The sequence below is a fragment of the Streptomyces argenteolus genome (genome assembly GCF_042902585.1).
Lineage (GTDB): Bacteria > Actinomycetota > Actinomycetes > Streptomycetales > Streptomycetaceae > Streptomyces > Streptomyces argenteolus.
Genome location: NZ_JBIBEG010000020.1, coordinates 1 through 24,279, shown reverse-complemented (window position 1 = coordinate 24,279; position 24,279 = coordinate 1). Strand labels below are relative to the sequence as shown.

Genomic DNA, 24,279 nt, shown 5'->3' with positions numbered 1-24,279 from the left:
ACCTCGTCCGCTGCCGTCTCCTCGTCCGGGTCCTCCAGCGCCCGGTCGGGTCTTAGCGGTCATGGCCGCTGCCTTCGTGAGCGCGTCCTGGGCTGGGCCGACCTCGGCGATGTGCTTGAGCACCGTGCGGTAGTTCCCGATCACGCCCCCTCCGCCGGCTCCCTCGGCAGGCTCTTTGTCCCGCCCCTAGAGAAAGTTGCCGCCCGGTGCGTCAAAGGACTATCTGGCGGGGGCAAAAGCCATTACCTTCCTGATCTGAACCCGACAACAAGGACGGAGTGCCTTCCCTCCCCCCGTGGGCACCCGCCTCCCCGGCGCGACGGCGCGCGCCTGTGCTCCACCCTGGCCCCGTCACCCACGGAGGATTCGCGTGCACAGGAGACCCACCCGGCCCCTCGCGGCGCTCGTCTGCACCCTGCTCGTCGTCGCGGGCGCCCTCACCGCCCAGCAGAGACCCGCCGAAGCGGCCCCGGCCGCCGACGCCTTCCAGCAGGTCACCCTCGCCAAGGGGGTGGCCGAGACCGGTGAGCCGATGACGCTCGCCGTCCTCCCAGACAGGTCCGTCCTGCACACCTCGCGGGACGGCACGCTGCGCCTCACGGACGCCGCCGGCACCACCAAGGTCGCCGGGAAGCTGGACGTCTACTCCCACGACGAAGAGGGGCTCCAGGGCGTCGGTGTGGACCCCGGCTTCGCCACCAACCGCTTCATCTACCTCTACTACGCGCCGAAGCTCTCGACCCCCGCCGGGGACGCACCCGCGAACGGCTCGGCAGCGGACTTCGCACCGTTCGACGGCGTCAACAGGCTGTCCCGGTTCGTCCTCAGGACGGACGGCACCTTGGACACCACCACGGAGAAGAAGGTCCTGGACGTCCCGGCCAGCCGGGGCCTGTGCTGTCACGTCGGGGGTGACATCGACTTCGACGCCCAGGGCAACCTGTACCTCTCCACCGGGGACGACAGCAACCCGTTCGCCTCCGACGGCTACTCCCCCCTCGACGAGCGGGCCGACCGCAACCCCGGTTACGACGCCCAGCGTTCGTCGGGCAACACCAACGACCTGCGGGGCAAGGTCCTGCGCATCAAGGTCAACCCGGACGGCGGTTACTCCGTCCCGTCGGGGAACCTCTTCGCCCCCGGTACCGCGAGGACCAGACCCGAGATCTACGCCATGGGGTTCCGCAACCCGTTCCGGATGAGCGTCGACAAGCCCACCGGCATCGTCTATCTCGGTGACTACGGCCCTGACGCGGGCACAGCGAGCGCGAGCCGCGGGCCCGCCGGACAGGTCGAGTTCAACCGGATCACCAAGGCCGGGAACTTCGGCTGGCCATACTGCACCGGCAAGAACAGCGCCTACGTCGACTACGACTTCGCCACCTCGGCATCGGGCTCCGCGTTCTCCTGCGCCGCCCCCAGGAACACCTCGCCGAACAACACGGGCCTCACCGACCTGCCTCCGGCGCAGCCCGCCTGGATTCCGTACGACGGTGGCTCGGTGCCCGAGTTCGGCAGCGGTTCCGAATCGCCCATGGGCGGACCCGTCTACCGCTACAACGCCGCGTCGGCCTCCTCGGTCAAGTTCCCCGAGAGCTACGACGGTGACTTCTTCGCCGGCGAGTTCGGCCGCAAGTGGATCAAACGCGTCGAGCAGGGTGCCGACGGTACCGTGCAGTCGATCAACGCGTTCCCCTGGCAGGGCACCCAGATCATGGACATGGCCTTCGGTCCGGACGGTGCGCTGTACGTGCTCGACTACGGCACCGGCTACTTCAACGGCGACGCCAACAGTGCCCTCTACCGCATCGAGAACGTCACCGGAGGGCGCTCCCCGATCGCCAAGGCCACGGCCGACCGAACGTCGGGGAAGGCACCACTGGCGGTGCAGTTCTCCTCGGCGGGGAGTTCCGACCCCGACGGCGACCCCCTGGGCTACTCCTGGAAGTTCGGCGACGGCTCGACCTCGACGGCGGCCAGCCCCTCGCACACCTACACCACCAACGGCCGCTACACGGCGGAGCTGACGCTCTCCGACGGAACCGGGAACACCGCGACCGCCTCGGTCATCGTGACCGTCGGCAACACCGCCCCCGCCGTCAGCCTGGAACTCCCGGCCGACGGCGCCATCATCGACCCGGGCGCGGCCGTTCCCTTCAGGGTGACCGTCACGGACCCCGAGGACGGCACGATCGATTGTTCCAAGGTCAAGGTCACCTTCATCGTCGGCCACGACAGCCACGGTCACCCTCAGACGTCGGCCACCGGCTGCTCCGGCACCGTCCAGACGATCGCCGACGGTGAACACGACCCGAACGCGAACATCTTCGGCGTCTGGGATGCCGAGTACACCGACAAGGGGGCGAACGGCCAGCCCGCCCTGACGACGCACGACCAGAACATCAGCCAGGGCAGCAAGCGCCAGGCCGAGCACTACGGCGCCTCCGCGGGCGTGACGGTCATCGACAAGGCGTCGGCGAACGGCGGGAAGACCGTCGGGAACGTCGAGAACGGTGACTGGATCTCCTTCACGCCGTACCTCCTCGGCAACGCCACCTCACTGACCGCGCGGGTTTCCTCCGGTGGCAGTGGAGGCACTCTGGAGGTGCGTGCCGGATCCCCCACCGGGACCCTGCTCGGCTCCGCCGCCGTCCCCGTCACCGGAGGCTGGGACGCCTTCCAGAACGTGTCCGCGCCCCTCACCAACCGTCCTGCCGGCACCACGACCCTGTACCTCGTCTTCAAGGGCGGCAGCGGATCCCTCTTCGACGTCGACGACTTCACCCTGAGCACCACGGGCACACCCGCTCGCAGTGGTCCGGTCACGGGGATCGGCGGCAAGTGCGTGGACGTCGCGAACGGCGCGAGCGCGGACGGTACGCAGATCCAGCTGTGGACCTGCAACCAGTCGGCGGCCCAGCAATGGACGGTCGGCACGGACCAGACGCTGCGCGCCCTCGGCAAGTGCCTGGACATCAGCGGCGGCGGCACAGCCGACGGCACGAAGATCCAGCTCTACGGCTGCAACAACACCGCCGCACAGAAGTGGGCACCCCAGAGCGACGGCACCCTGAGAAACCCCCAGTCGGGCAAGTGCCTCGACGCGTCCGGCGTGTCCTCCGCCGACGGCACCAAGCTCCACCTGTGGACCTGCCTCGCCGCCGTCAACCAGAAGTGGATCCTGCCATGAGCCGACGACTCGGCACCCTGACCTCCGTGGCGGTCTGCGGACTGCTCGCCGCCGCCGTCCTGCCCTCAGCCGTCTCCACGGCCGCCGATTCGGGGCCGGCCCCGTCGGTACGCCCCGTAGCATCGGCCGCCGACCCGGCTTACGACGTGCTCGTCTTCTCCAAGACCGCCGGCTTCCGCCACTCCTCCATCGACGAAGGCGTCACCGCCCTGCGCGCCCTTGGCACCGCCAACAACTTCACCGTCACGGCGACCGAGGACGCCGCCGCCTTCACACCGGCCAACCTGGCCGGGTACGAAAGCATCGTCTTCCTCTCCACCACGGGCGACGTTCTGGACGCCGCCCAGCAGACCGCCTTCGAGGGCTACATCGCGGCGGGCGGCGGCTACGTCGGCATCCACGCCGCGGCCGACACCGAGTACGACTGGGGCTGGTACGCGGGTCTGGCCGGCGCCCTGTTCCAGTCGCACCCGGCGATCCAGCCGGCCACCGTGAAGGTGGAGGACCGTGCGCACGACGCCACGGCCCACCTCGGCCCGTCATGGCAGCGGACCGACGAGTGGTACAACTACCGCACCAATCCGCGCACCAGCGCCCACGTACTGGCCTCGCTCGACGAGTCCAGCTACAGCGGCGGCTCCATGAGCGGCGACCACCCCATCGCCTGGTGCAAGGACTACCAGGGCGGGCGCGCCTTCTACACCGGCGGCGGCCACACCGAGGAGTCCTACGCCGACCCGGCCTTCCGCCGCCACCTGCTCGGCGGCATCCGCTGGTCAGCCGGCATGACCGAGGCCGACTGCCGCCCGGAGACGGGTTACGCCACGCTTTTCGGGACCTCGGGAACGACGGGCTGGAAGCAGGCGGGGCCCGGCTCCTTCACCCACGCCGACTCCACCCTCACCTCGCAGGGCGGTCTCGGCCTGCTCTGGTACCAGACGAAGGAGTACAGGTCCTATTCGCTGAAGCTCGACTGGCGTCAGGCGGGTGACGACAACTCCGGTGTCTTCGTGGGCTTCCCGGCCTCCGACAACCCGTGGTCGGCCGTCGACAACGGCTATGAGATCCAGATCGACGCCACGGACACTCCGGACCGCACCACGGGTTCCGTCTACGGCTACAAGTCCGCCGATCTGGCCGCCCGGGACAGGGCGCTGAACCCTCCCGGCGAGTGGAACACCTACGAGATCCGGGTCGAGGGTGAACGTCTGAGGGTGTACCTCAACGGAGTGCAGATCAACGACTTCACCAACACCGTGCCCGCCCGCAGCCTCCAACAGGGCCACATCGGCCTGCAGAACCACGGCGACGGCGACGACGTCGCCTTCCGCAACATCCGCATCAAGGAGCTCGGAGGCACTACCGGCCCCAGGGAGGGAGCCGTCACGGGGATCGGCGGCAAGTGCGTGGACGTCGCGAACGGCGCGAGCGCGGACGGTACGCAGATCCAGCTGTGGACCTGCAACCAGTCGGCGGCCCAGCAATGGACGGTCGGCACGGACCAGACACTGCGCGCCCTCGGCAAGTGCCTGGACATCAGCGGCGGCGGCACAGCCGACGGCACGAAGATCCAGCTCTACGGCTGCAACAACACCGCCGCACAGAAGTGGGCACCCCAGAGCGACGGCACCCTGAGAAACCCCCAGTCGGGCAAGTGCCTCGACGCGTCCGGCGTGTCCTCCGCCGACGGCACCAAGCTCCACCTGTGGACCTGCCTCGCCGCCGTCAACCAGAAGTGGATCCTGCCGGGCTGAGCAGGCCCTCGACTCCGTCGTCATCGCGGGAGGCGCTGACGACGGAACCGGCCGCGACATCGGGCCGGTGACGGCGGCGGGGCGCGACGCCGAAGCGCACCGCCGCCGTTCCCACAGAAGGAACCTCGGGGGGAGACCGCGCCGTCGCAACGGCCCACCCCGCGCCGGGCACGAGGGCCCGGCGAACCTCGGGCGACTACCTCAGCGGATGTCGCACAGGTGCTGGTGCACGTGAGGCACAGGTACCCGGGACGTGGCCCTCTGCAGCATCCCGACCTTCTGCTGCAACGGTCGCTGCTGCTCTCCGTGCAGTGCGTTGAGCACGACGACGGCCCCGGTCAGAGCTGGGACGGCCCACTGCATCACTGTCAGCTGCGTACGGGCCTTGTCCAGGTCGACGGGGTGCTTGGCGGCCTTCTCCAGGTCGTCGGGGTTGTCCGAGGTGACGAGTTCGAGCTTCTTGCCCAGCACTTTGCTGTACGCGGTCGCGGCCAGCGCCGCCCCGGTCAGCACGGTCTTGGCGAGGGTCGAGGCGGCGACCCCCTGCTGGTGCTGCACACGGGCCGCGTTGGCGGCCAGCAGACCGGTGCCGCCGATCAGGTGAGCGCCGATCGCCACGGCGTTGACCGGCGTCCACTTCGCCCAGCCCGCACTCGCGATCCGGGAGGTCTCCGTCTCCGTGCGTCCGTCGCTCCTGGCGGCGCCGTTCAGACCTACCGCCCCCATCAGGGACCCGCCGAACCATGCTGCCAGCCCCAGGTCGTGGACACTGCGCAGAGCAGTGTTGCGTTCCGACATCGTTGCTCCTCACTGCGTGAAGGCCCGCGGAGATCTGCGGACATCACCACTACGCTCGCCGGAGTGGAACCGGTGCACCAATGCGACGACGCATCCGGGCGAGACACACACCACGATCGACAGGTGGCGGGGACGGGGAATCCTCTTCGCCGGTGGGAGTCCGTCCCTGGTGCACCGCCGGCACCGGCTCCGCGCGTCCGCTCCACCCCGGTGCCGGTCATCCACGGACGCGGACGCGGCCTCGCCACGTGGCGGAACCGTCGCGACTCCCTTTCAGCCCGCTCATCTGGAGACGCCCCCTGCCCCACTAGGATCCGGCTCATGGGGCGGGACGCACAGATCGTACTGAAGGGGCGCGGTGGCGCCATGCGGCTGGGGCATGGGGAGGTGAGGGTGGTTCGGGGGCGTACGACGTGGGTGATACCGCTGCGGGGCGTCGGCGCCGTGGAGAGTGACGGCGGTGCGGCTCCGGATCACCGGTGACGCCCCTGGGGGGCGCCTTCGAGGTGCGCAGCCGCAACAGGCACGCCGTGACTGCTTTCGCCGAGGGTCTGCGGGGGGGCCATGGAGGGCGTCACGCCCGTCACGGACGGGGCGGCCCTGGTGACCGTCACGTCCACGCCCCGGACTCCACTCGCGCTGACGTCCCGTGCCGCCCGGGTGAGCATGGGCGTGGCCGACTACCTGCTGGTGCTGGTGGTCCTGTTCACGGTCGTGGAGGCCCCGGACCAACTGGGCTGGCTGACCGCTGCGGCCTTCTTACTGCCCTGCGGCGCCGGACTGCTGGTGGTGGCACGGAGGTTCTTCCTGCGCGACCCGTGGATCCTCAGGGCTCGCGGGGTGACGGCGCCCGGCGAGATAGTTGAATATCATACGTCTCCCAAGCAGCAGGCCAAGAACCCTGTTCTGCGGTTCACGACGGCTGGGGGCGTGAGTGTGACACAGGAATCGTCGGTCACCGTGCTGATGCGCCGCCGGAACCCGGCCGTGGCGTCACCTACGACCCGCAGGACCCCCGCAGGGCACGTGGCGGCCGGGCGCCGGCCCACATTCCATGGGCCTCCTCCTCGCCGCCCTCGGCGCGACCGCGGCCGTCGGGCCGCCTGCCGGGTTCGTGGCGACCGTGCTGGGCGGCTTGCTGAACGGATAGGAGCTGGCTGACGCGTACTGCGGGAGTCCGGAGATCCGCTGTCCCGGATGTGCGCCGCGGCGTCCGCCGCCACGACGGCGGACGTAAGCGTCTCGTGCTGCGGGGCGCCGCTCTACGACGTGACACCGCACGCCGGCGCCCGCCCGCACGCACGGCCGCCCGACCTCGCGCTAACTCTTCGTCGCGCGGCGCGAGCGAGGACGTGTCGCGGCCCTGCGGCGCAGCAGCAGGGGCAGGACGTACCAGCACAGACAGAACCAGAGCATGACGCTGCCGACCAGGATGATCGCGAGCGGCTCCCCCCCCGATCACCACGTGAAGGATGAGCAGAAGGGTGCACCCGATGGTGAGGGCCAGCACACCATCCCATCATCAGCCTGCTGGCGGTCTCGACCACGTCGTCCTTCATGCGCTGACTGGACAGGAAGCGGTGAAGGGACACGGGGGCTATGAGCGAGGCGGTGGATGTCGCTCCGAGCACGACGGTTGCGATGTAGACGGCCCGCTCGAACGTTCCGAGGTCCTTGAACACCGGTGTGAACGCCACACTCAGCAAGAAGCCGAAGAGGATCTGCACACCCACCGCCTGCAAGGCTGCCGAATCACGCCGACGCACCGGAACCTCACGCCGTCCACGGCGCCGTACCCCGCGCCGTCACCAGACCACCGCCGGAACCTGAGCCCGGCCACCGCCACGGTGCACCGATGCCGGACCGAACGACCAGGACAACGACCATGCCCTTCCGGAGCCCAACCCGCTGAGCGGACCCGGTGAACGCCCGGACTGCAGCCTGCCGCCACGCTCGCCGCCACCACTACCCTTGCGGTCGCGGCGGTGGCCGCTCCTTGTCGAATGGGTTCGGCGGGAACGCGCGTACACCGCCAGACCCGGACGGCCTACGCTTGCTCTGCCGGAGGGGTCGGGACGCGAGCCGCGTCAGCCGTCGGATACCGCATCGTCCGCGTCGAACAGCGGTGTATCGGAGGGCATGAGGTCCGTCCGGGTCCGTTCGCAGCGCAGCGGGTGGCGCCACACGCCGTGGTCCTGTGACACATGGGCGCTGAACTCCGCAACAAGCAGGGGTGCCACCAGGGCAGGCTCCAAGGGGATTCGGCTGCTCCAGGATGCGGCGAAGCGGATACCGGTCCATGGGTGGCCGGGGTAGGCTGCGGTGAGCTGCTTGGCAAGGTCTTGGGCCGGCCCGGGCTTCAGCGGGACGGTCTTCCCCACCAGCCGCACGGCCGGTGGTGGCATAGCGGCCCAGCAGCAAGGCCTGGGGGCGGCGCCGAGATCCGGTGACGCCGCCGATGAGTGCTTCGGTGGAGTTCCTGCGGCACTGGTGAAGTGTCGGTATCTGCAGCGTGCGCAATTCGGTGACACCGGTTGGCGTCGAGCATGGGTAGCGACAACAGGTGTGCAGCGGTTCGGGATGCGCGCAGGTCCGAAGCCGATGTCCATGAGAACGGGGGACCCTGGCGTCGGTGCCGGGGCCTGTGAACCGCACTGGGCTCAATGCACTCGCGAGGTGTTTCCCCGTCCGCGTACGGTCTGCTCATGACGAGGAACACGCCGACCAGACCTGTGCCCGTGGAGGCTGTGTTCCCAGAGCTCGCCGCCTATCTGGGCCGGACCACCCGACTGCACCCCAGGCCGGGGCGCCCGGGCATGCGCGAGAGCCATGTCGGCGGGCCGATGCTGTGGCCGGCCGACGAGCCGTGGCCGGTTTGCCAGGAGCCCCACCAGCGCGAGACCGAGGGGTACGAGCCGGACGAGATCCGCAGTGCCCGGGCCGCGGGCGTCTGGCCGCGGAGCCAGCCGTGGCCGGGCTCCGGAACGCCCGGGGAAGACGGACCGGTGCCGTTCGTAGGCCTCGCCCAGTTCTTCCGCCGGGACATCCCAGCCCTGGGGGCCGGGCCCGACGGTGCGGATCTGGTGCAGATCTTCCGCTGCCCGTGCAATCACGGTCCGTACCTGGAACGCCGTTACCACCTGCGGTGGCGGCGGGCCGCAAAGACCGAGCGCGCGGAAAGCTTCCTCGCCGCCCCGCCCGAAGTGCCCATGCTGCGATGGGAGCACGAACTCCCCGAGCCGTGTGTCCTGCATCCCGAAGAGGTGGACACCTATCCCTGGGCGGAGGACGACACGCTGCCTGCCTCTCTGATCGCCCGTATCGACGCGTGGGACGACGCCCAGGCGGCGGAACACGGCCCTGCGGCCCCCAGCTACCAGTTCGACCTGTCGATCCCGCCCGGCTGGCGGGTGGGCGGCTTTCCGAGCTGGGCGCCGACAGGCCCGATGGCCATCGTCTGCGAATCCTGCGCGACCCCGATGCGGCTGCTGCTGACCGCCGGCGGTGATGAGATGGACGCCGGCTCGCACAGCTGGGTGCCGCTGGAGGACCGCGACCCGTCCCTGCTGGGGAAGGCCTCGATCCAGGGCGGCCCGTCCGTTGCCCAACCGACCCGGCTCCGCTTCGGCCGGAACCGGGACCTGCACGTCTTCACCTGCCCGGCCGACCCCGGCCACCCACCCCAATGGGTTCTCTCCTAGCTTGACTCTGTCGGGGATCTTGGAGCGGTCGAGGTCAGGTGCCCAGGGTTCGCCAGGATTTCGGTCGGGGTAGCTCGCGCTGGTCTAGGTAGTTCTGGAAGGCAGTCGGTCGGCGGGGTGCGCATGCGTCCTCAGTCGGTGGCAGTCTGCTGAGGCGCTCGATGTTGACGGCGATGGCCGTCAGGACGTGTTGGATGTGGACTTTCCCCTGTCCGCGGTAGCGGCAGCGCCTCATGCCGTGGCCGTGGGCGAACTCGTTGACCGTGCCCTCCACTCCGGAGCGGATCGCGTAGCGGGCCTTCCATTCGGGTGTCTGTTGCTCGGTTGACACGGAGTTGCAGATCGCGGAGTTCTCGCGGGGGAAAGCCCACCGTGCGGGCGCTGTCTGCGGTGCTGGTGCACTGCGCGCGGGTTGGGCAGGGGCGGCACTGGCTCTTGGTGAACCTGGCCACGATCAGCGGGGCCGCGGTGGGTGAGGAGGTCGGGTAGGGGCCGTGCCAGCCGGCGCTGACCTGTCCCTGGGGGCAAGTGACCTGCTGGCGGTCGTAGTCGATGCGGAAGTCGTCCCGGGCGAAGCCCTCGTTCCGACGGTGCTGGCGGGTGGGATTGCTGTTCAGCGGCCTGGAGACGGTGACCTGGTGTTCCCGGGCGGCTTGTTCCAGGTGGGGCAGGGACGTGTAGCCAGCGTCGACCAAGTGCTCGGCGGGCAGCAGTCCGCGACCGGCCAGGCGGGTGTGGATGCCGGGCAGGACCTTGCTGTCGTGGGTGGTGGCCCCGTCCGTGATCACGTTGAGGCTGTCGGGAGCACAGGTCTCGGTCAGGTGAGCGGAGAACCCCTTCCAGCTGATGATGTGTCCATGGCGTGCCTAGCGGGCCGAGGTGTCGTAGGGGGAGACGACCGCCCGGGACGAGGGCGGCAGCCCGGGCCCGCCTTCCTTCTCGGCGGTGCGCCAGCGCAGGTGTCCTGCGGTGTCATAGTGGTAGTTCTGCACGATGATCTGGCGCAGGGCCTGGACGCGGGGCCCGGAGGCGCGGTCCGCTCCGTGCTGGTAGAGGTGTTCCAGGAGCTGGACAGCATCGTTTCCGGTGGCAAGGATCCTGGTCTTGGGCTTGGTGGGGTTCTTGCCCAGGCGGACCGGCCGCCCGTAGCGGCGTCCCCAGTCCTCGTCGACCAGTTCGTCCAACAGGTGAGGGGTTGTGCCGGCGACTTCTTCCAGTGCGGCGCGGACCGCCTCGGTGATCAGCTCCAGGCGGGTCAGGTCGCGTACCAGGGCCAGGACGTGGGTGGAGTCGGTGCGCTGCGTGGTGCGTTCGCGCACCAGTCCTGCCTCCTTGAGGCGGGCCAGCGCGAGGTCGAGGAGGCGGTCGGCGCGGTCGTCTTCGGCGAGACGGTCGCGGAAATCGGCCAGCACGCTGTGGTGGAAGCCGGGGTCGTCCAGCTCCATGGCCATCGCGTCCTTGAAGTCGATGCGGCAGCGGACCGCCTCAGCGGCCTGCCGGTCCGAGAGACCGAGCAGGAACTGCAGCACGCAGACGGTGGCCAGTTGAGCAGGCGAGAGACCCGGACGCCCGTCACGCGGGAACCAGTCCGCGAAGTCCTCGTCGCACCACAGCCCATCCAGCCGATCGCGCATCCATATTGCCGTCGTACCACCCGGGTTGCTCGCCCGCGCGATCCGGGCATTCAGAGACGGTACGTGCTCACCGGAACGGGGGCGAAGGGACACCGGGCACCTCGACAGCTGCATCGGTCGGCCCAACTATCCGAGCATGCCCGTCGGTCGTGCTGCCGCACCGGGAAACTCCAAGATCCCCGACAGAGTCAAGCTAGTGGCGGTGCCAGACCAGCGTGTAGCGCCAAAACAGTCGTCGCTGCAGCCGTGCACCGGGTAGCGCCTGGTGGGCGTCGCGAACGATGTCTGCAAAGGCCATAGCTGCCGGTCGGGTCGGGGCGGTCATTGAGGCTGGTCGCGGCACCTTGCGGCCCTTGTTCTTGATCCAGGCCCCGGCCACGTTCGCCGGAATGGCCACGGCGTCGATCAGGTAATCGGTCAGAGACCGCGGGCGATATACGCCGACGACGACCAGCGTTCCGCCAGGCGCCAGCTCCTGACGGAAGCAGGTGAGGGCGTCGCTGAACGGCATGTGGTGGATGGTGGCGACACATGTGATGACGTCGTATGGGCCAGGCAGCCCCTCCTTCAGTGCGTCTCCGACGGTGAAGCTCACCGGGGCGGCAGGGTCTGTGAGCTCCCGCGCGCGATCGACGATCGTGGGATCGAGGTCGATACCGTGCACCGCTCCGGCTCGTGAGGCCAGGAGTCTGGCGAGGTCACCGCTCCCTGATCCGACGTCCGCAAAGCCTTGTTGAAGCGGCTGGCGAGCTGGCGAGCTGGCGAGCTGGCGAGCTGGCGAGCTGGCACAGGATCCACCGGTGGCAATGGGCGTTGTGGTCCCAGGGATGGGCGGCATGGAACTGCTCAAGCCCTCGAAGGATGCCGGGCAGCAAAGTCGTCATGGCGCGAGTCCATCAGCCCCTCGGCCGCCTGCGAAACCACAACCGAGACAAAATGTGAGCTGGCCAGGGCGCCCGGCCTGGAACGACCGACAGCCGCTCGGCCGGGCAGTCCGGCGGAGCGGCTGTCTAGACTGCTTGCCATCACACAACGGCGATCACGTGTTGCGACGATCCTTGGAAATCGCCCATTGGAGCTGCCGGGGGCAGGGGCATTTTTGCATCGTAGCTCGACGTTCGCGACCGCCCGACTTGCTGCGCGCATACGGCCTGCTGGACGCGTCCGCGCCCGGTCCCCGCACCCCCGTGGAGCTCGCGGGATTCGCCTCACCCGACGACGGCAGGGGGCAGGCCACCGCCGCCGGTAGAAGGCTCAGATGACGCGGAAGAGGTCGCCGGCGGCGTGGACATCGGTGAGGTCCTCGATACTGCGGAGGTTGTCGCACAAGGCGTCCAGGACCGTGCCGGGTCCGGCGGCCTGCGGGGCCCCGATGCCCACGCCGAAGGAGCGGAAGCCCAGCGTGTGCTTGGCATCGTTCCAACTGCGCATCCACTGCTCGCTGACGTCGCACTCCCCGTCGGTGATCATCACGATGTCCCCACGCCTGCGCCCGTCCGAGTTGAACTCCTCGTCCAGCAGCCTGACGGCCGCCGCGAGCGGGGTCCGGAACTCCGTACCGCCCCCGAAGAAGTGCTCGGCGAAGTCGAGGACGTCGGCGATGCCGGCCGGCCGGGAGGCCGGGAAGCGGCACACCTTCACGGAATCGGACGAGGAGAACAGGATTCCGACGAAGTCGCGCCGCGCCCGGTGGGCCTGGTCCAGCAGCGCCAGGGCGCACGCCTTGGCCCACGCCTCCCGCGTGATCCCGCCGGGACCGGACTCCAGCATCGAGTACGAGCAGTCGACGCACGCGATGATGGCGCCCTTCCCCGTGGACTGCTCCCCGCGGCTGTCGTAGAGCATCAGCCGCGACTCGGCGTACCTCGCGGCGAACACGCTCCTCATGGCGGGTACGCCGAGGTTGGCCAGCTCGGAGGGGATGACCCGGGAGAGGTCGTCGCCCAGCGTGATCCCGACCAGTTCGCCCTGGCCCTGCTCGACTTTGCGGGCGCGTTCCCCGTCGGCCATCTGCCGGAACCGGCCTATGAGGTCCGCGAATCGCCCCAGTCGGCCCGAGCGCAGCCGCTCGGCGAGCCTGGCACGCCGGTCGAACGGCATCCGCTCCAGTTCGCCCGGGCCGACGCCCCACGCGCGCATCAGCTCGGCCTCGTCGCGGGACTGCTCGGCGGCCTTGCCCGCGGCGCTCCGCGCGGCCGCGCGGATGCCGGGAGCCGCGGCGGCGAGTGCCTGCCCGGCCTCCTGGGCCGCTTGCCGCGCTGCGGCGTCGGCGGCCTCGGCCGTCTCGACGGCCCGAATCAGTGCGTCGGCCGTGAGGTCCGGCACCGTGCCGTCCTCGTCTGCCTCCCCGCCGGCCTGCTGGAGCGCCCCGGTGACGGCGGCCGCCGCGTCCTCGGCCTTCTCCTGGGCGTTCTTCGCCCGCTGGGCCTGGTCCGCCGCGTCCTTGGCCAGTTCCAGCATCAGGCGCAGGGCCTCGGACTGGGCGAGCACGGCCATGGCGGCGGCATAGGGGTCGCCGGATGTCTCGCGGTGCAGCTCGGCGAATTCGGGGCTGCCCGTCATGGCCGTGACGACTGAGTGGTTGACCAGCCGTGAAGGGTCCGTCTCGGCTCGCTCGCGCACCTGAGGGCTGACCTTGTAGGCGGCCAGGAACACGTCCGCGAGCAGGTCCTCGGTGTGGTCGTAGCGTTCGTTCAGGTCCCTCGCGAGTCTCTGCAGCCCGGCGGCCTGGGTGTAGGTGTCGCGCCAGGCCATCGTGTCGAACCGGTCGGCGGCCACCACGGTGTTCGCCTTCGGCTGCCGGGCGTCGGCGGCCGACCCGAGCCACTTGCCGGCGCGGTCCGTCAGATCCGTGATTCCGCCGGGTGTCTCATCCATGGTCGTGTCCCCCGCTGCTCAGAGCCGAGTCTGCACGATGCTCGCGTCCACCCCGAGCGCTTCGGTCAGGACACGGGCATGGACGGCCCGCTGAAGGATGATCACGCGTTCGACGGCGGCCGTAGAGCGTCCGGCCGTCTCGGCCTCCTTGCGCAGCCTCTCCAGCTTCTTTCCTGCCATGTTGAGCTTGGTGATCGCTTCCCTGATCGCCCAGTCACCCAGCGCCTCGCGGGACTGCCCGGCCTTCGCGTCGAGTTGGGCCTCCAGCTCCTCGATGGCGTCGGCCAGGTCGAGCGCCTCCTTGGCGTCGGGGTTGACCAAGTGGAGAACCTCACGTTCGACGGCCGGGCGTTCGGCGGGCGAGTCCCACAGCACATGGGTAAGCACCGAGAGGTCGTTCTGGCCTACCTTGTCGCGGCCGTCGAGGAAGGCGCTCGCCTGAAGCAGCCGGACCGACTGCCGCCAGCGGCGGTCGGAGGAGATCAGCTCCTTGCGGCGCAGGGCGGCACGCAGCGTGCACACGGCGTCCACGATCGTGTCCGGAACGCCCACGGCCGGGACGGCTTCGGTCACGGCCTGCCGCAGCTCGGCCAGCTCCACGGTCGTGCGGGCGAGGGCGGCCGGGGCGGTGACGGCGGAGCGCACCAGCCCCGCGAAGTTTGAGGGGTCGGCGAGGTATCCCACCTCCAGCCGCACCAGCAGCCGGTCGTAGATCGCGGCGCTGTCCTCCCCGGTCGGGAGCTCGTTGGAGGCGGTGATCGCGCTGATCAGGGGGCAGTGGATCGGCTCGCCGCCGTTCTCGGGGTGGTAGATGCGTTCGTTGAGCAGCCCGAGGGTCTCGTTCAGAGCCGCCGTGGAGCACTTGAAGATCTCGTCGATGAACGCGATGTGCGCAGTCGTCGCCCGGCCGTCGAATATCTGCCGATACTCGCCCCGGCTCAGCGCCCCCACGTCGATCGGACCGAACATGCGGGTCGGCGCGGTGAACTTGCTGAGCAGGATCTCCCAGTAGTTCGCGCTCTCGATACGACCCGTCAGCTCCCGCGCCAGCTCCGACTTCGCGGTGCCGGGAGGACCGAGCAGGAGGGAGTGCTGACCGGCCAGCATCGCCACCGTCAGCGTCCGTATGACGTCGTCCCGCTCGTAGAACAGCCCTGACAGTTCACCGGTGATCGCTCGCAGTCTCTCCGCCGTGTCCTGTGCGCCCATCGCCATCTCCCTGCTCGAGAACCCTGCCCGGGGCCGGAGTTAAGGGCCCGCCGGTCCTCGGCCATCATTATGCCGACCGGGGCAGTCGCGATTTCGCACGTCCTCGACAAGGGGAATGAACAAAACGCGAGCCCAAAGGCTAGTTCCGTAAGTCGGTTTTCGCCCCCGCCTCGGAAGAGACTCCGACCGGGGACCAGTCCGCGTCGCAGCCTGGGTTCCTGGCCGATCCCCGTATCCCCGCGCTCGGCGCCGGGCGCGCCCGACCGTTGACCGGGGAAGCAGACCGGAAGGCGATCGTAGACCAGTTCCGGCTGGAAGCCACCCACGCTCCCCATGGGCACTCGCCGGGCAACCACCCATGCTCGCCGTGATCACCACGTTCTCGCTGCTGCTCCGCGCTGCTCGCCCTACGCACACCCTCCGCGCCCGTCGCCCCCGCCCGTGCGCCGAAGGGGCAGCCGGGCACCGGACTGCTCACCGGGTGGCGCACCATCCGTTCCCTTCCCGCGCTGCTGGCTCGTGGCCGAGCTGACTGTGTCCAACCTGGCCACCGGGCTCCTCCAGGCGGCCGGCCCGGTGATCTTGGTCAAACACTTCGGGCAGTCCCGCGCCCAGCGTCCCGCGCTGGAGCACCACCAGCCGACCGGCCCTGCCCACGCCGGTAACACCAGTCCGACCCCGACCGGAGATACCTCTTGTCCCTGCAGGCCCCTGCGTTCTTCGCCGAACTGTGCCTCCCCTTCCACGACCACACCGCAACGGTGCCCACATCCACTGACGTTCCCCCATGATCAAGGAGTCCTCTTCCTCGTGCATACACCTTTCGTTCGAGCGTCGCCCGCCGGAGCCGGGCGTACGACCATCGCCGCCCGCGGTGGACAAGCGCCTCCCTTTCCGGCCAGCACACGAAGCGGCGTCCCGAAGCAACGAATCCGAGTAGCTCGCCGTCGTCATGTTCCCGCCCTCCAGGTGAGAAGTGGTGCTTCCGCCGAACGCCTCCACGCGTCGGGGCGAGCCGCCCGCGGGCCCGACGCTCCAGCAGAAGGGAGGCGGACCCCGACCATCTGATGCTTTGTCGGACCACGGGGAGCCCTGCCCGCCTCGGAGCATTCAGCCGACGAGGGTGAGGGTCACTGGGCCCGCAGCTTCCTCCAAACCCTCGGCGGTGAGGCACTTCGTGACGTCCAAGGTGACGTCCGCCGTCGTGCGGACCACTGCGGCACCGGCGAACTGGCCGGCGACCACCTCGCCGACGGTGATGAACACCGACTCGCCATTCGGCTTGGCGTTGATGGTGAGGTTGTAGTCGATGACGCTGTTGGGTCCGCTGTCCCAATCGACGACCAGTGTGGAGTCGAACTCCGCGCTCGTGCAGCTTGCGGTACCGGACCCGTTGACGACGAACGTGGCTGATGTGATGGACGGGTTGGACACCGACAGACAGGGACCTATCGTCCCTTCGATGTGCAGGTTGGTCTGTTGAGGCGTATAGGTCAGCCCCGGCTGGAACGAGGCCGCCTCGGTTCCCAGGGGACAAGACACCAGGGTCAGCAACCGGGTGTCAGCAGGAGGCGCGGCGGCCACGGCCGGGGCCATGAAAATCCCACCGCCGACGACAAGTACAGCAGCGGCGGCACGGCCTGTGTGATGCATGAGAACTCCTTCGGGACGGGGATGAAGACGATGAACACTGGACTGTCAAGCGCTTTCAAGGACGCCACCACAGCCGCCGACCCGTACCGGCCGAAGTGGCCGGGATTTCGCAAGCGGTGGGTGCCCGGCGTACAGCAAGGCCAGGCCCCCGGGTGCGGCCGGTGCCGGGCTGCCCTGCTTCGCACCGGGTACTACTCGACGGCGCTGAACTTGACTGAGACGTGCTGGCAGTTGTCGAAGGGGTTGCCCGGATTCAGCGGAGGGCAGGATCTTGGTCTGGACGACGGTGGCGCTCTCGTATAGTCCCTCGGTGGCCTCGCCGCCCCCGGAGCAGCATGTCTGGCCATTTCCTCCTGCACGCTCACACGAAGCTGGTGATTTCGGTGGTGACGACGCCGGAACGGGAGGTGAGTCCGGTCGGGCTGGAGCAGGCGCCGAGGTCGGCGTTGGCGAACACGGTGACGATGAGGATGCCGTCCCCGTCGTACAGGCCGCTCGTGATGTCACCGGTGAGGGTCAGGACCGTGGTCCCCGAGGTGCCTGGGCTGAGCACGGTCGTGTTGGTGTAGGAACTGTTCGCGTACGGGTTGCCTTACACGGTCGCCCAGTTGATGGTGGACGAGCCGGAGGTCGGGGACTGCAGCAGGGCGCAGCTGAGGGTTCCGGTGCCCCCGCCGGTGATGGTGCCTCGCAGCAGCAAAGGCGTGTTGAGGTCGGTGCTGACGCAGTCCATGGTGATGGTGCCCTGCACGGTGACCACGGCGGGGGTGTTGGTCAGGCCCGGATGGTAGGTCGTGGTGTTGCTGCCCGTGCAGGTGGCGTCGAGCACGTCGGTCGAGGCGCTCACCGGTGCGGCGGCGAGGAAGAGCAGGAGAACGCCGGCCAGGAGAGCCGGTAAGCGGCGGTGAACGATCGTCAGTGCCATATTGCTGCCTCTCGGTTTTCCGTTCTGGCGGGTCGGTTGTCGCGACGGACGGGGGCCGATGCGCTTCCACCCCCGACGCGCGTGCTCGACGCCGCAGCGGGCGGGCGAGCCGACCGGCGGAGCATTGTCGGTGCCGGAGACACCGTGCTCATCTCCGCCCACTCCTCAGGATGCACAGAGTCCGCGACTCGGCCCATAGCCCGAACGGAGCATGCGCACACCCCCATTGCCGGTGTGCACCCCGTTATGTTTTTCGCGGTCCTGCAATGGGACCGCTGGCCTCCGGGCCTGGCATGACTGTTGCCCCCTGTCGAAGGCATGACCTGGGGGGTGGTGTCTCCGGGCCCGGGAGGTGTTGTCGGAGACGCTGATGAGAGGCCCGGCCACCGTCCGGCCCGGCGCAATGCCGAGCGGTTCGCGGGCGGCAGGCCTGCATAACGTGGATGCGCGCGCACGACACCCATGCCCGATCCACGGCGAACACGCCCCACGAGGCGGAAACCGGCAGCTCAAGCGAGCCATGTTCCTGTCCGCCTTCGCCTGCATGAACGCCGATCCCACCTCCCGGGCCTACTACGACAAACAACGAGCCCGCGGAAAGACACACACCCAAGCCCTCCTCCGCCTCGCCCGCCAGCGCATCAGCGTCCTGCCCGCGATGCTCCGCGACGGCACCTTCTACGAGCCCCGCCCCCCACCGCCACCCTCGCCGCATGAACGAGACCACCCTCAAAACCGGCAGCGCAGGATTGACGAACGACATCCAGGCACCCCCCGTCTGCGCACTCCTGCCTTCACCAAGTGCGTACGCCATACGCACCGGCCTGCACTTTTCACACGGGGTGCGCATGGCCCGGGGGGGGAGTGCGAGCCCTCCGAACGGGTCATGTACAGGGTTCTCCCGCGGGCCGACGCTGGTTGCACCGCGGAGGCAAGGGCTTTGTCACGCGTCCTTTCCCGCTGGGGTGTCGGGTGTCCCGCCACGCAGGTCCTGCCCACCGGACCGTTCTGTCCGTGATCCGTCCGTGAAGGAAGTGTCCTCATGCACATACGCCGATGCATCGCCGTCCTGACGGCTGCCGTCCTCATGATCATGGGGCTGGCGACATCCGGCGCGGCCGCCACCCCCGCCGGGCTCCTCGACATCACCTGCGCCGGCACCCAGACCAGCACCTACTCGCCGCCCCTGACGCTGACCGCCCAGCCGTCGACGACCAACGCCTCGACTCAGTACGGCCCCTGCGTCTCCCTCAGTCAGCCGAACATCACGGCGGGCTCCCGCAGCGCGTCGATCCCCTACCCCAGCCGCACCTGCCTCGACCTGCTGGACAGCCAGACCGTCACCTTCACCATCACCTGGAACACCGGTCAGACCTCGACCGTGTCGGGCAACGCCACCACCACCGTCGTCGGAGCCACCCTCACCGTCACCATCACCGGCAACGTGACCTCGGGCCTGTTCGCCGGCTCCAGCGTGGTCCAGATCAACGAAGGACCAGCCACCGACATCACCCTCTGCACCCTGGGGCTGGGCTCCGTCTCCAGCATCTACTCCCTGGTGGCCCTGGAAATCACATCCGTCTAGGGCCCGGAAGGCGTCCGCGCGCGGGCGCTCCGCCAGTCGCGGATGCGGTCGTCCTGTGGTCGAAAGGCATGCATTACGAACCCGGAGAAAAGCCGCGAATGGTGCCTGATCGGAAAATCGGGCTCAGCCGTACCCGCAATGCCTCAGTGGCTTTTCGAGGCATGGTGCCGTCCTGCTCTTACGGTCTGACGCCTGGAGAAAATTTCACGCTTCGCTTCTCGGGCGGAGCGACATCCCCGTCATGGAGGTCCAAATGATACGGAAACGTCGGCCAAAGGCCGTCGGCAGGTGTGGTGCCGTCGTCGTGCTCACGCTGGCCGGGCTCGGGATAGCGCCTCAGGCCCAGGCGGCATCGGCTCAGGTAACGGACATCACGTGTCTCGGCAGTTCCACAGAGAACTACAGCCCGCCGCTCACCAACACGACCCAGGTCGTCAGTACCAGTTTTACCGAGAGCTACTCGTGCACCTCGCTGACCACCTCGGTGTCCAGCGGGAACACGTCGAGCGCCAGGGTGGGATCGCAGAACTGCCTGCTGAGCGGCACGCCCACCGGGCTCGAGATCATCACCTACGTCTGGAACAATCAGAACGCCTCCACGGTCGCGTTCAGCGATGTCAACGTGGTTCGGGCGGTGAACGGTACCGCGACCGTCACCTCCACCGGATCCGTCATCTCAGGCTTGGGAGTGGGCAGCAACGTCGTGCGAGTGATCGTGATCCCGCAGCTCAGCCTGACCGCGTGCGCGACGACGGGAGTGAGCAGCGCCACGGGAACGGCGACACTGAGCATTCTCTGACCAAGCAGTGACCTTCCGGTGTGGTTATCGGTGCCCTCGCAGACAGGGCTCCCGTGCGTTGGGCGAGGCGTCCGAAGCCTCACTCTGCCGCCGGGAGCCCTGTTCACGGCTTGGAGGACGCGAGCGTGCGACGCCAGAACTCCGTCCAAGTCCTCCCGCTTCAGTCGTCGAGCGAGATGCTCACCAATTTGCTCACGCTGAGTCCGGCCGCACTGACGCTCACGATGCTCTGCGTGTCGATATCGGTGGGAGAAACGGCTGCTACAGGCTGGCCCTTCGGCTGCGCGAGGGAGCCCGCGGCACCGCCGAGCTGCAGCGCCAGCACAAGTGCGAGAACTCCCGTGATGGTGGCGATTCGATTGCGCACGAAGTCTCCTTTTTTGTGGGGCGCACACGTCCCTAAAGGCAGGGACGGCCGAGGCAGCGGAGCGCGGTACTTCCAGTTGCCGCCCGTTGCATTCGACCGGCCCTGTGAACCGAATAAGCCCTTCAGCTCACCAATTTGACACACTTACGGTGTAATATTCACTCGCAAGGATGACGCAACGGCGACGTAACATGCATGGTCGGCACGTATCAAATAACGCATAAGCCCCAACCTTAACTCCTCATTCGACGACCCAACGTCGTTGCGGTGCGATTCGAGGTCCGCACTTAACCAGGCGAGAATTGGAAAATATCGCTGCCTCGGCGTCGAGGCACAGCCTGGGGCGGTTCATGTCCCGCTCGACGCCCTCCAAGTCATTCGCATCGACGTGCAGCTCCCAGTTCGAGCGCGGGCGATGGTAGTCACCGGCCTTCCGTACGGCCTGGCCGGTCATTCCAGCAGGAGCACGTCGCCGCCCGCCTCGGCCGCTGCCCGGACCGAGGCGATGCCGTGGCCATGGCAATGTGCGCCGAGCACCTGGCCGCCGGCAAGCTCCGCGTCACCGGCGGCCCTCGCGGCGGCCGCAGCCTCCGCTCAGATCCCCTCTACGCCCGACCAAACACCCAAGGACTGCCCGGCACCGAGGCCGAGGCCACCACGGGCCGCCGACCGACGAGGCACCCATGATTACCGCCTCGCCGGGCACCAGTCGGCGTCGGCGAGGGTGTCGACGGCGGTCTGGGAGCGGTCGTGCCAGGGGTCCAGGTACGCGTCGGTCTCCCCCGCAACGAGGTCCTCCCGACCGAGGCCATCACCGCGCTCACCGTCGGAGCAGCCGCCGCCCGCCTCGCCCGGCAAGCGGGCGACGCTTCCCTGCCGCACCCTGTCCCGGCCGTGCTCGCCGAGGCCGACACGCTCGCCGCCCTCGTGGACGACGTCGCAGCCCGCTTCCCCATACAGGCGGGCGCCCTCGAGCACGCCATCGAGTTGCGAGTCCTCACCAACCGCCGGAGCGACTGAACGCCGACCGCACCCGTCGGATCAACCGCATTCGCGGTCAATTCACGGGAATATTGCCGGTTTTGGAGCGAATCCTCTACCGTGGCAACGCAGGGTCGCTGATGCTGCTCAGTAGCTACCAGACCCCCGCCGGCCTACGCCGGACCGAGGGGAAACGGCTGGCGACCTGACTGCCTAACCGCAAGGTCCGCCCCCCGAAGCCCTGGCCGAGGCAGCCGTCGACGCGGCCGAGCGCCAGCACACTGCCGTTCCCAGGGAGAAGATCACCGCGCAGGTGACCCACACCCTGGCCTAAGAGGTGATGAGTCTCAACGAGCAGATGCCTGAGATCGACAAGCTCGTCGCGGCCCGGTTTCGCGCCCACGAACTCGCCGAAGTGATCTCCAGCGTGCCCGGCGTCGGCCCCCTGCTGGGCGCTGAGTTCCTCGCCGGCACCGGCGGCGACATGAGCCGCTACGGCACCGCCGACCGCCTGGCCAGCTTTGCCGGAGTCGCCCCGGTTCCCCGGGACTCCGGCAACATCAGCGGCAACCTTCACCGGCCCAGGGGCTACCACCGAGGGCTGCAGCGCGTCTTCTACACCTCCGCGCTCATCAGCATCCGCACCTGCGACGCGTCGCGCCGGTCCTACGAACGTAAACGCGCTGAAGGAAAACGGCATACCCAGGCCGTGTCGCCTTGGCCCACCGGCGGGTGAACCTCTTGTGGGCCCCCATCCGTAACGGACAGTGCCACCTAAGCGACCTCGCCGTCACTGCCGCGACTTGACAACACCATTAGGAGATTGGGGTTGATGCGGGATCTGCGAAAGATCTGCCAGGACTTCAGTCGTGCCATGCCCCGTTCGACGGGTGCCCGGGCTGCGGACAGGGCCCGGTTCGCGGTCTGTTCGGTGGTGGTGAGTTCGCCGCCTGGCGGGCGGTGCTTGGCGGTGGTGGCCCAGTCGTCGGCACCGATGTAGGCCATGTCGGCCAGGATCGGGACGCCCTGGCGTTCGCAGATCCGAAGGATCTTGTGGGTGCGGGCTGCCGTCAGATCGTGGGTCCGGCCCGGGAGTGCCGGCGACAGCCACGGGATCTCCCCGCTGGGGTCTGTGACGACCTGTACGTTCACGCCGTGCCGCTTGTGCTTCGAGGATCAGTCGGCCCTGCCGTCTCCGACGCGGTCGCACTCCGCGTGCGTGCCGTCCAGGAGAGGGAAGTCCGGATCGTGGGTGCGCAGCGTTTTCAGCAGGCCCGATGCTCTCTCGGCGAGCAGCCCGGTGACCGCAGTGACCTAAGCGTGAGCGGTGTCGACCGATATCCCGAAAGCTGAGGCGATACGGGCGAGGGTGTCGTGGCGACGCAGGTACACGAGTGCGATCAGCGCACGCCGGTTTGGGGGAGGTTTGCACCGGCGGTCACCTTTACGGGTGACGATGAGCATAGTGACCCACTCGACCAAGGCGTGAGGTCAGGTCGAGTGCGACAGGATATGGAAGCAACAGGGCTCCTGCGTTGCTGAGTTGAGACGTCGAGCATCTCCCCCAATGGCACGGGAGCCCTGTCCGTTGCGCACCCCGATCCCACACCGCACCGTCACCCGACCGGTGGCCACTCTGAGAACGCTCAGTAGTTTGCGGGCGGCGGGTCACCATCCCTGACCAGATCACTGGTCCTGCCTGCGACGGGCGTGGAATGTGGCTACGTCTGTCGTGATTGGTCAGACGGGTCGGCAGCGGGCAGTTTCCAGTCGGGGCGGGGGAAGTGGCAGGTGTGCCCGTTCTGGTAGCGCTCAAGACAGTCCTGGTGCTCGGATTCCGCTGCTCAGAACTCTCCTGCGGGTTCCACTTCGGTGACCACCTTGCCGGGCCACAGGCCGCTGGCCTCGACGTCCGCGATGGTACGCGGCGCGGTCTTGTGCTGCTTTTCGCTGAGGTAGTAGATCGCTGATCTGCAGCTGGTGCCGATGTCGTTGCCTTGGCGGTTGAGTGTGGTGGGATCGTGGATCTGGAAGAGGAGTTCGAGCAGGTCACGGTAAGGAGACCTGGTCGAAGGTGATCTCGATCTCTTCGGCGTGATCATTGTGGCTGTGGTAGGTCGGGTGGGACGTGCTGCCTCCGGCGTGGCCGACGCAGGTGGCCGCGGCTCCTGGATTCTTGCGGAAGAGGTCCTGCATTCCCCAGAAGCAGCCGCTGGCCAGGATCGTCTTTTCGCGTTGCTCTCTCATGAAGCGCCTCGGGAAAAAAATCTTCGCGTGGGCACGGTCGTGACAGGCCGCTCCGCCATTGTGGGCATATGCGATGCATCGCGCAGGCGCGCCCAACGTGCGAGAAGTCTCGGAATGTGGAGTATGGATCAAGGGGTAGAAATGGCTTCGGCCTGGACTGCCGCCAGAAAAATCGGGCCGTGTCGCCTAGATCGTGAGGCGGGCTCCACCCTTCGTCGGTCTGCCTGTTTTTCGGTAGCCAGGGCCTTCGCTCAGTGAGAGGAAATCTACTCATGCCGGTGTGCACGACGCGCGATGGTGTCGACATCTTCTACAAGGACTGGGGCCAGGGACGGCCCGTGGTCTTCATCCACGGCTGGCCGCTCAACGGCGACGCCTGGCAGGACCAGCTGAAGGCGGTCGCGGACGCCGGATACCGGGGTATCGCGCACGACCGCCGGGGCCACGGCCGCTCCACACCCGTCTACGACGGCTACGACTTCGACACCTTCGCCGACGACCTGAACGACCTCATCACCCAGCTCGACCTCCGGGACGTCACTCTGGTGGCCCACTCGAT

General features: G+C 68.4%; 17 protein-coding genes and 6 pseudogenes. 10 read left to right on the top strand and 13 right to left on the bottom strand.

The window, feature by feature from the left end; all coding sequences use genetic code 11:
- Positions 1–370 precede the first annotated feature (370 nt).
- On the top strand, positions 371–3,190 hold the full coding sequence (locus tag ACFY8O_RS34000) for a PQQ-dependent sugar dehydrogenase (protein ID WP_356739578.1): 2,820 nt from the start codon (positions 371–373) through the stop codon (positions 3,188–3,190).
- On the top strand, positions 3,187–4,944 hold the full coding sequence (locus ACFY8O_RS33995; protein WP_387909205.1) for a ThuA domain-containing protein: 1,758 nt from the start codon (positions 3,187–3,189) through the stop codon (positions 4,942–4,944). The genes ACFY8O_RS34000 and ACFY8O_RS33995 overlap by 4 nt, the downstream gene beginning before the upstream one ends.
- 201 nt (positions 4,945–5,145) lie before the next feature.
- Here ACFY8O_RS33995 and ACFY8O_RS33990 read toward each other — a convergent pair whose 3' ends face one another.
- The gene (locus ACFY8O_RS33990) at positions 5,146–5,742 is read right to left on the bottom strand and encodes a hypothetical protein (RefSeq protein ID WP_387909203.1); all 597 of its coding nucleotides are present in this window, start codon (positions 5,740–5,742) and stop codon (positions 5,146–5,148) included.
- A gap of 1,320 nt (positions 5,743–7,062) precedes the next feature.
- A pseudogene (locus ACFY8O_RS33985) lies at positions 7,063–7,508 on the bottom strand (DUF6328 family protein); the annotation flags it as partial.
- A gap of 939 nt (positions 7,509–8,447) precedes the next feature.
- On the opposite strand from ACFY8O_RS33985, the gene ACFY8O_RS33980 reads away from it, so the two are divergent.
- Positions 8,448–9,443, top strand: a complete 996-nt coding sequence (locus tag ACFY8O_RS33980) for a hypothetical protein (protein ID WP_387909201.1) — start codon at positions 8,448–8,450, stop codon at positions 9,441–9,443.
- Positions 9,444–9,477: 34 nt separating this feature from the next.
- Here the strand turns inward: ACFY8O_RS33980 and ACFY8O_RS33975 are convergent, their stop codons facing one another.
- The 5 genes from ACFY8O_RS33975 to ACFY8O_RS33955 form a co-directional block, all read right to left on the bottom strand.
- A complete protein-coding gene (locus ACFY8O_RS33975) occupies positions 9,478–9,774 on the bottom strand; it encodes a transposase (RefSeq protein ID WP_387909199.1) in 297 nt (98 codons plus the stop codon).
- Between the two features lie 535 nt (positions 9,775–10,309).
- Complete coding sequence (locus ACFY8O_RS33970; protein WP_387909197.1) at positions 10,310–11,077, bottom strand: transposase; 768 nt, start codon at positions 11,075–11,077, stop codon at positions 10,310–10,312.
- Positions 11,078–11,270: 193 nt separating this feature from the next.
- On the bottom strand, positions 11,271–11,741 hold the full coding sequence (locus tag ACFY8O_RS33965) for a class I SAM-dependent methyltransferase (RefSeq protein ID WP_387909195.1): 471 nt from the start codon (positions 11,739–11,741) through the stop codon (positions 11,271–11,273).
- A gap of 590 nt (positions 11,742–12,331) precedes the next feature.
- Positions 12,332–13,954 carry a VWA domain-containing protein gene (locus ACFY8O_RS33960; protein WP_387909193.1) on the bottom strand — a complete coding sequence of 541 codons (1,623 nt, stop codon included), beginning with the start codon at positions 13,952–13,954 and terminating at the stop codon, positions 12,332–12,334.
- Between the two features lie 18 nt (positions 13,955–13,972).
- Positions 13,973–15,169 (bottom strand): AAA family ATPase, encoded by a 1,197-nt coding sequence (locus tag ACFY8O_RS33955; protein WP_387909191.1) that lies wholly within the window; start codon positions 15,167–15,169, stop codon positions 13,973–13,975.
- A gap of 331 nt (positions 15,170–15,500) precedes the next feature.
- Between ACFY8O_RS33955 and ACFY8O_RS33950 the strand changes: the two are divergent.
- Positions 15,501–15,769 (top strand): annotated as a pseudogene (locus tag ACFY8O_RS33950) (MFS transporter); the annotation flags it as partial.
- A 504-nt stretch (positions 15,770–16,273) separates the two neighbouring features.
- On the opposite strand, the gene ACFY8O_RS33945 reads toward ACFY8O_RS33950, so the two are convergent.
- From ACFY8O_RS33945 to ACFY8O_RS33935, 3 genes are all read right to left on the bottom strand, one after another.
- Positions 16,274–16,816, bottom strand: coding sequence for a hypothetical protein (locus tag ACFY8O_RS33945; protein ID WP_387909189.1), 543 nt, complete (start codon positions 16,814–16,816; stop codon positions 16,274–16,276).
- Between the two features lie 361 nt (positions 16,817–17,177).
- Positions 17,178–17,369, bottom strand: coding sequence for a hypothetical protein (locus ACFY8O_RS33940; RefSeq protein ID WP_387909187.1), 192 nt, complete (start codon positions 17,367–17,369; stop codon positions 17,178–17,180).
- A 39-nt stretch (positions 17,370–17,408) separates the two neighbouring features.
- Entirely contained in the window at positions 17,409–17,741 is a 333-nt protein-coding gene (locus ACFY8O_RS33935; protein ID WP_387909185.1) for a hypothetical protein, read from the bottom strand.
- A gap of 469 nt (positions 17,742–18,210) precedes the next feature.
- Between ACFY8O_RS33935 and ACFY8O_RS34495 the strand changes: the two are divergent.
- From ACFY8O_RS34495 to ACFY8O_RS33920, 3 genes and pseudogenes are all read left to right on the top strand, one after another.
- A pseudogene (locus ACFY8O_RS34495) lies at positions 18,211–18,438 on the top strand (IS110 family transposase); the annotation flags it as partial.
- Positions 18,439–18,783: 345 nt separating this feature from the next.
- On the top strand, positions 18,784–19,326 hold the full coding sequence (locus ACFY8O_RS33925) for a hypothetical protein (protein ID WP_387909183.1): 543 nt from the start codon (positions 18,784–18,786) through the stop codon (positions 19,324–19,326).
- Positions 19,327–19,630: 304 nt separating this feature from the next.
- On the top strand, positions 19,631–20,125 hold the full coding sequence (locus ACFY8O_RS33920) for a hypothetical protein (RefSeq protein WP_387909181.1): 495 nt from the start codon (positions 19,631–19,633) through the stop codon (positions 20,123–20,125).
- A 160-nt stretch (positions 20,126–20,285) separates the two neighbouring features.
- On the opposite strand, the gene ACFY8O_RS33915 is transcribed toward ACFY8O_RS33920, so the two are convergent.
- A complete protein-coding gene (locus ACFY8O_RS33915; protein WP_387909179.1) occupies positions 20,286–20,492 on the bottom strand; it encodes a hypothetical protein in 207 nt (68 codons plus the stop codon).
- A gap of 750 nt (positions 20,493–21,242) precedes the next feature.
- Here ACFY8O_RS33915 and ACFY8O_RS34490 point away from each other — a divergent pair.
- Positions 21,243–21,512 (top strand): hypothetical protein, encoded by a 270-nt coding sequence (locus tag ACFY8O_RS34490; protein ID WP_449341840.1) that lies wholly within the window; start codon positions 21,243–21,245, stop codon positions 21,510–21,512.
- 295 nt (positions 21,513–21,807) lie between these two features.
- A pseudogene (locus ACFY8O_RS34485) lies at positions 21,808–22,280 on the top strand (transposase); the annotation flags it as partial.
- Here ACFY8O_RS34485 and ACFY8O_RS33900 read toward each other — a convergent pair.
- A pseudogene (locus ACFY8O_RS33900) lies at positions 22,248–22,995 on the bottom strand (transposase). The pseudogenes ACFY8O_RS34485 and ACFY8O_RS33900 sit on opposite strands and share 33 nt — an antisense overlap.
- Before the next feature lie 199 nt (positions 22,996–23,194).
- A pseudogene (msrA, locus tag ACFY8O_RS33895) lies at positions 23,195–23,720 on the bottom strand (peptide-methionine (S)-S-oxide reductase MsrA).
- A 272-nt stretch (positions 23,721–23,992) separates the two neighbouring features.
- Between msrA and ACFY8O_RS33890 the strand changes: the two are divergent.
- Positions 23,993–24,279, top strand: a 287-nt coding sequence (locus ACFY8O_RS33890) for an alpha/beta fold hydrolase (RefSeq protein ID WP_387909175.1), incomplete at its 3' end; no start/stop codon positions are given.

Coding starts and splice junctions, on each gene's coding strand:
- ACFY8O_RS33990 (WP_387909203.1), bottom strand. CDS start 5,742: ATGTCGGAACGCAACACTGCTCTGCGCAGTGTCCACGACCTGGGGCTG.
- ACFY8O_RS33970 (WP_387909197.1), bottom strand. CDS start 11,077: ATGCGCGATCGGCTGGATGGGCTGTGGTGCGACGAGGACTTCGCGGAC.
- ACFY8O_RS33935 (WP_387909185.1), bottom strand. CDS start 17,741: ATGGCACTGACGATCGTTCACCGCCGCTTACCGGCTCTCCTGGCCGGC.
- ACFY8O_RS33995 (WP_387909205.1), top strand. CDS start 3,187: ATGAGCCGACGACTCGGCACCCTGACCTCCGTGGCGGTCTGCGGACTG.
- ACFY8O_RS33955 (WP_387909191.1), bottom strand. CDS start 15,169: ATGGCGATGGGCGCACAGGACACGGCGGAGAGACTGCGAGCGATCACC.
- ACFY8O_RS33960 (WP_387909193.1), bottom strand. CDS start 13,954: ATGGATGAGACACCCGGCGGAATCACGGATCTGACGGACCGCGCCGGC.
- ACFY8O_RS33945 (WP_387909189.1), bottom strand. CDS start 16,816: ATGCATCACACAGGCCGTGCCGCCGCTGCTGTACTTGTCGTCGGCGGT.
- ACFY8O_RS33980 (WP_387909201.1), top strand. CDS start 8,448: ATGACGAGGAACACGCCGACCAGACCTGTGCCCGTGGAGGCTGTGTTC.
- ACFY8O_RS33925 (WP_387909183.1), top strand. CDS start 18,784: ATGCACATACGCCGATGCATCGCCGTCCTGACGGCTGCCGTCCTCATG.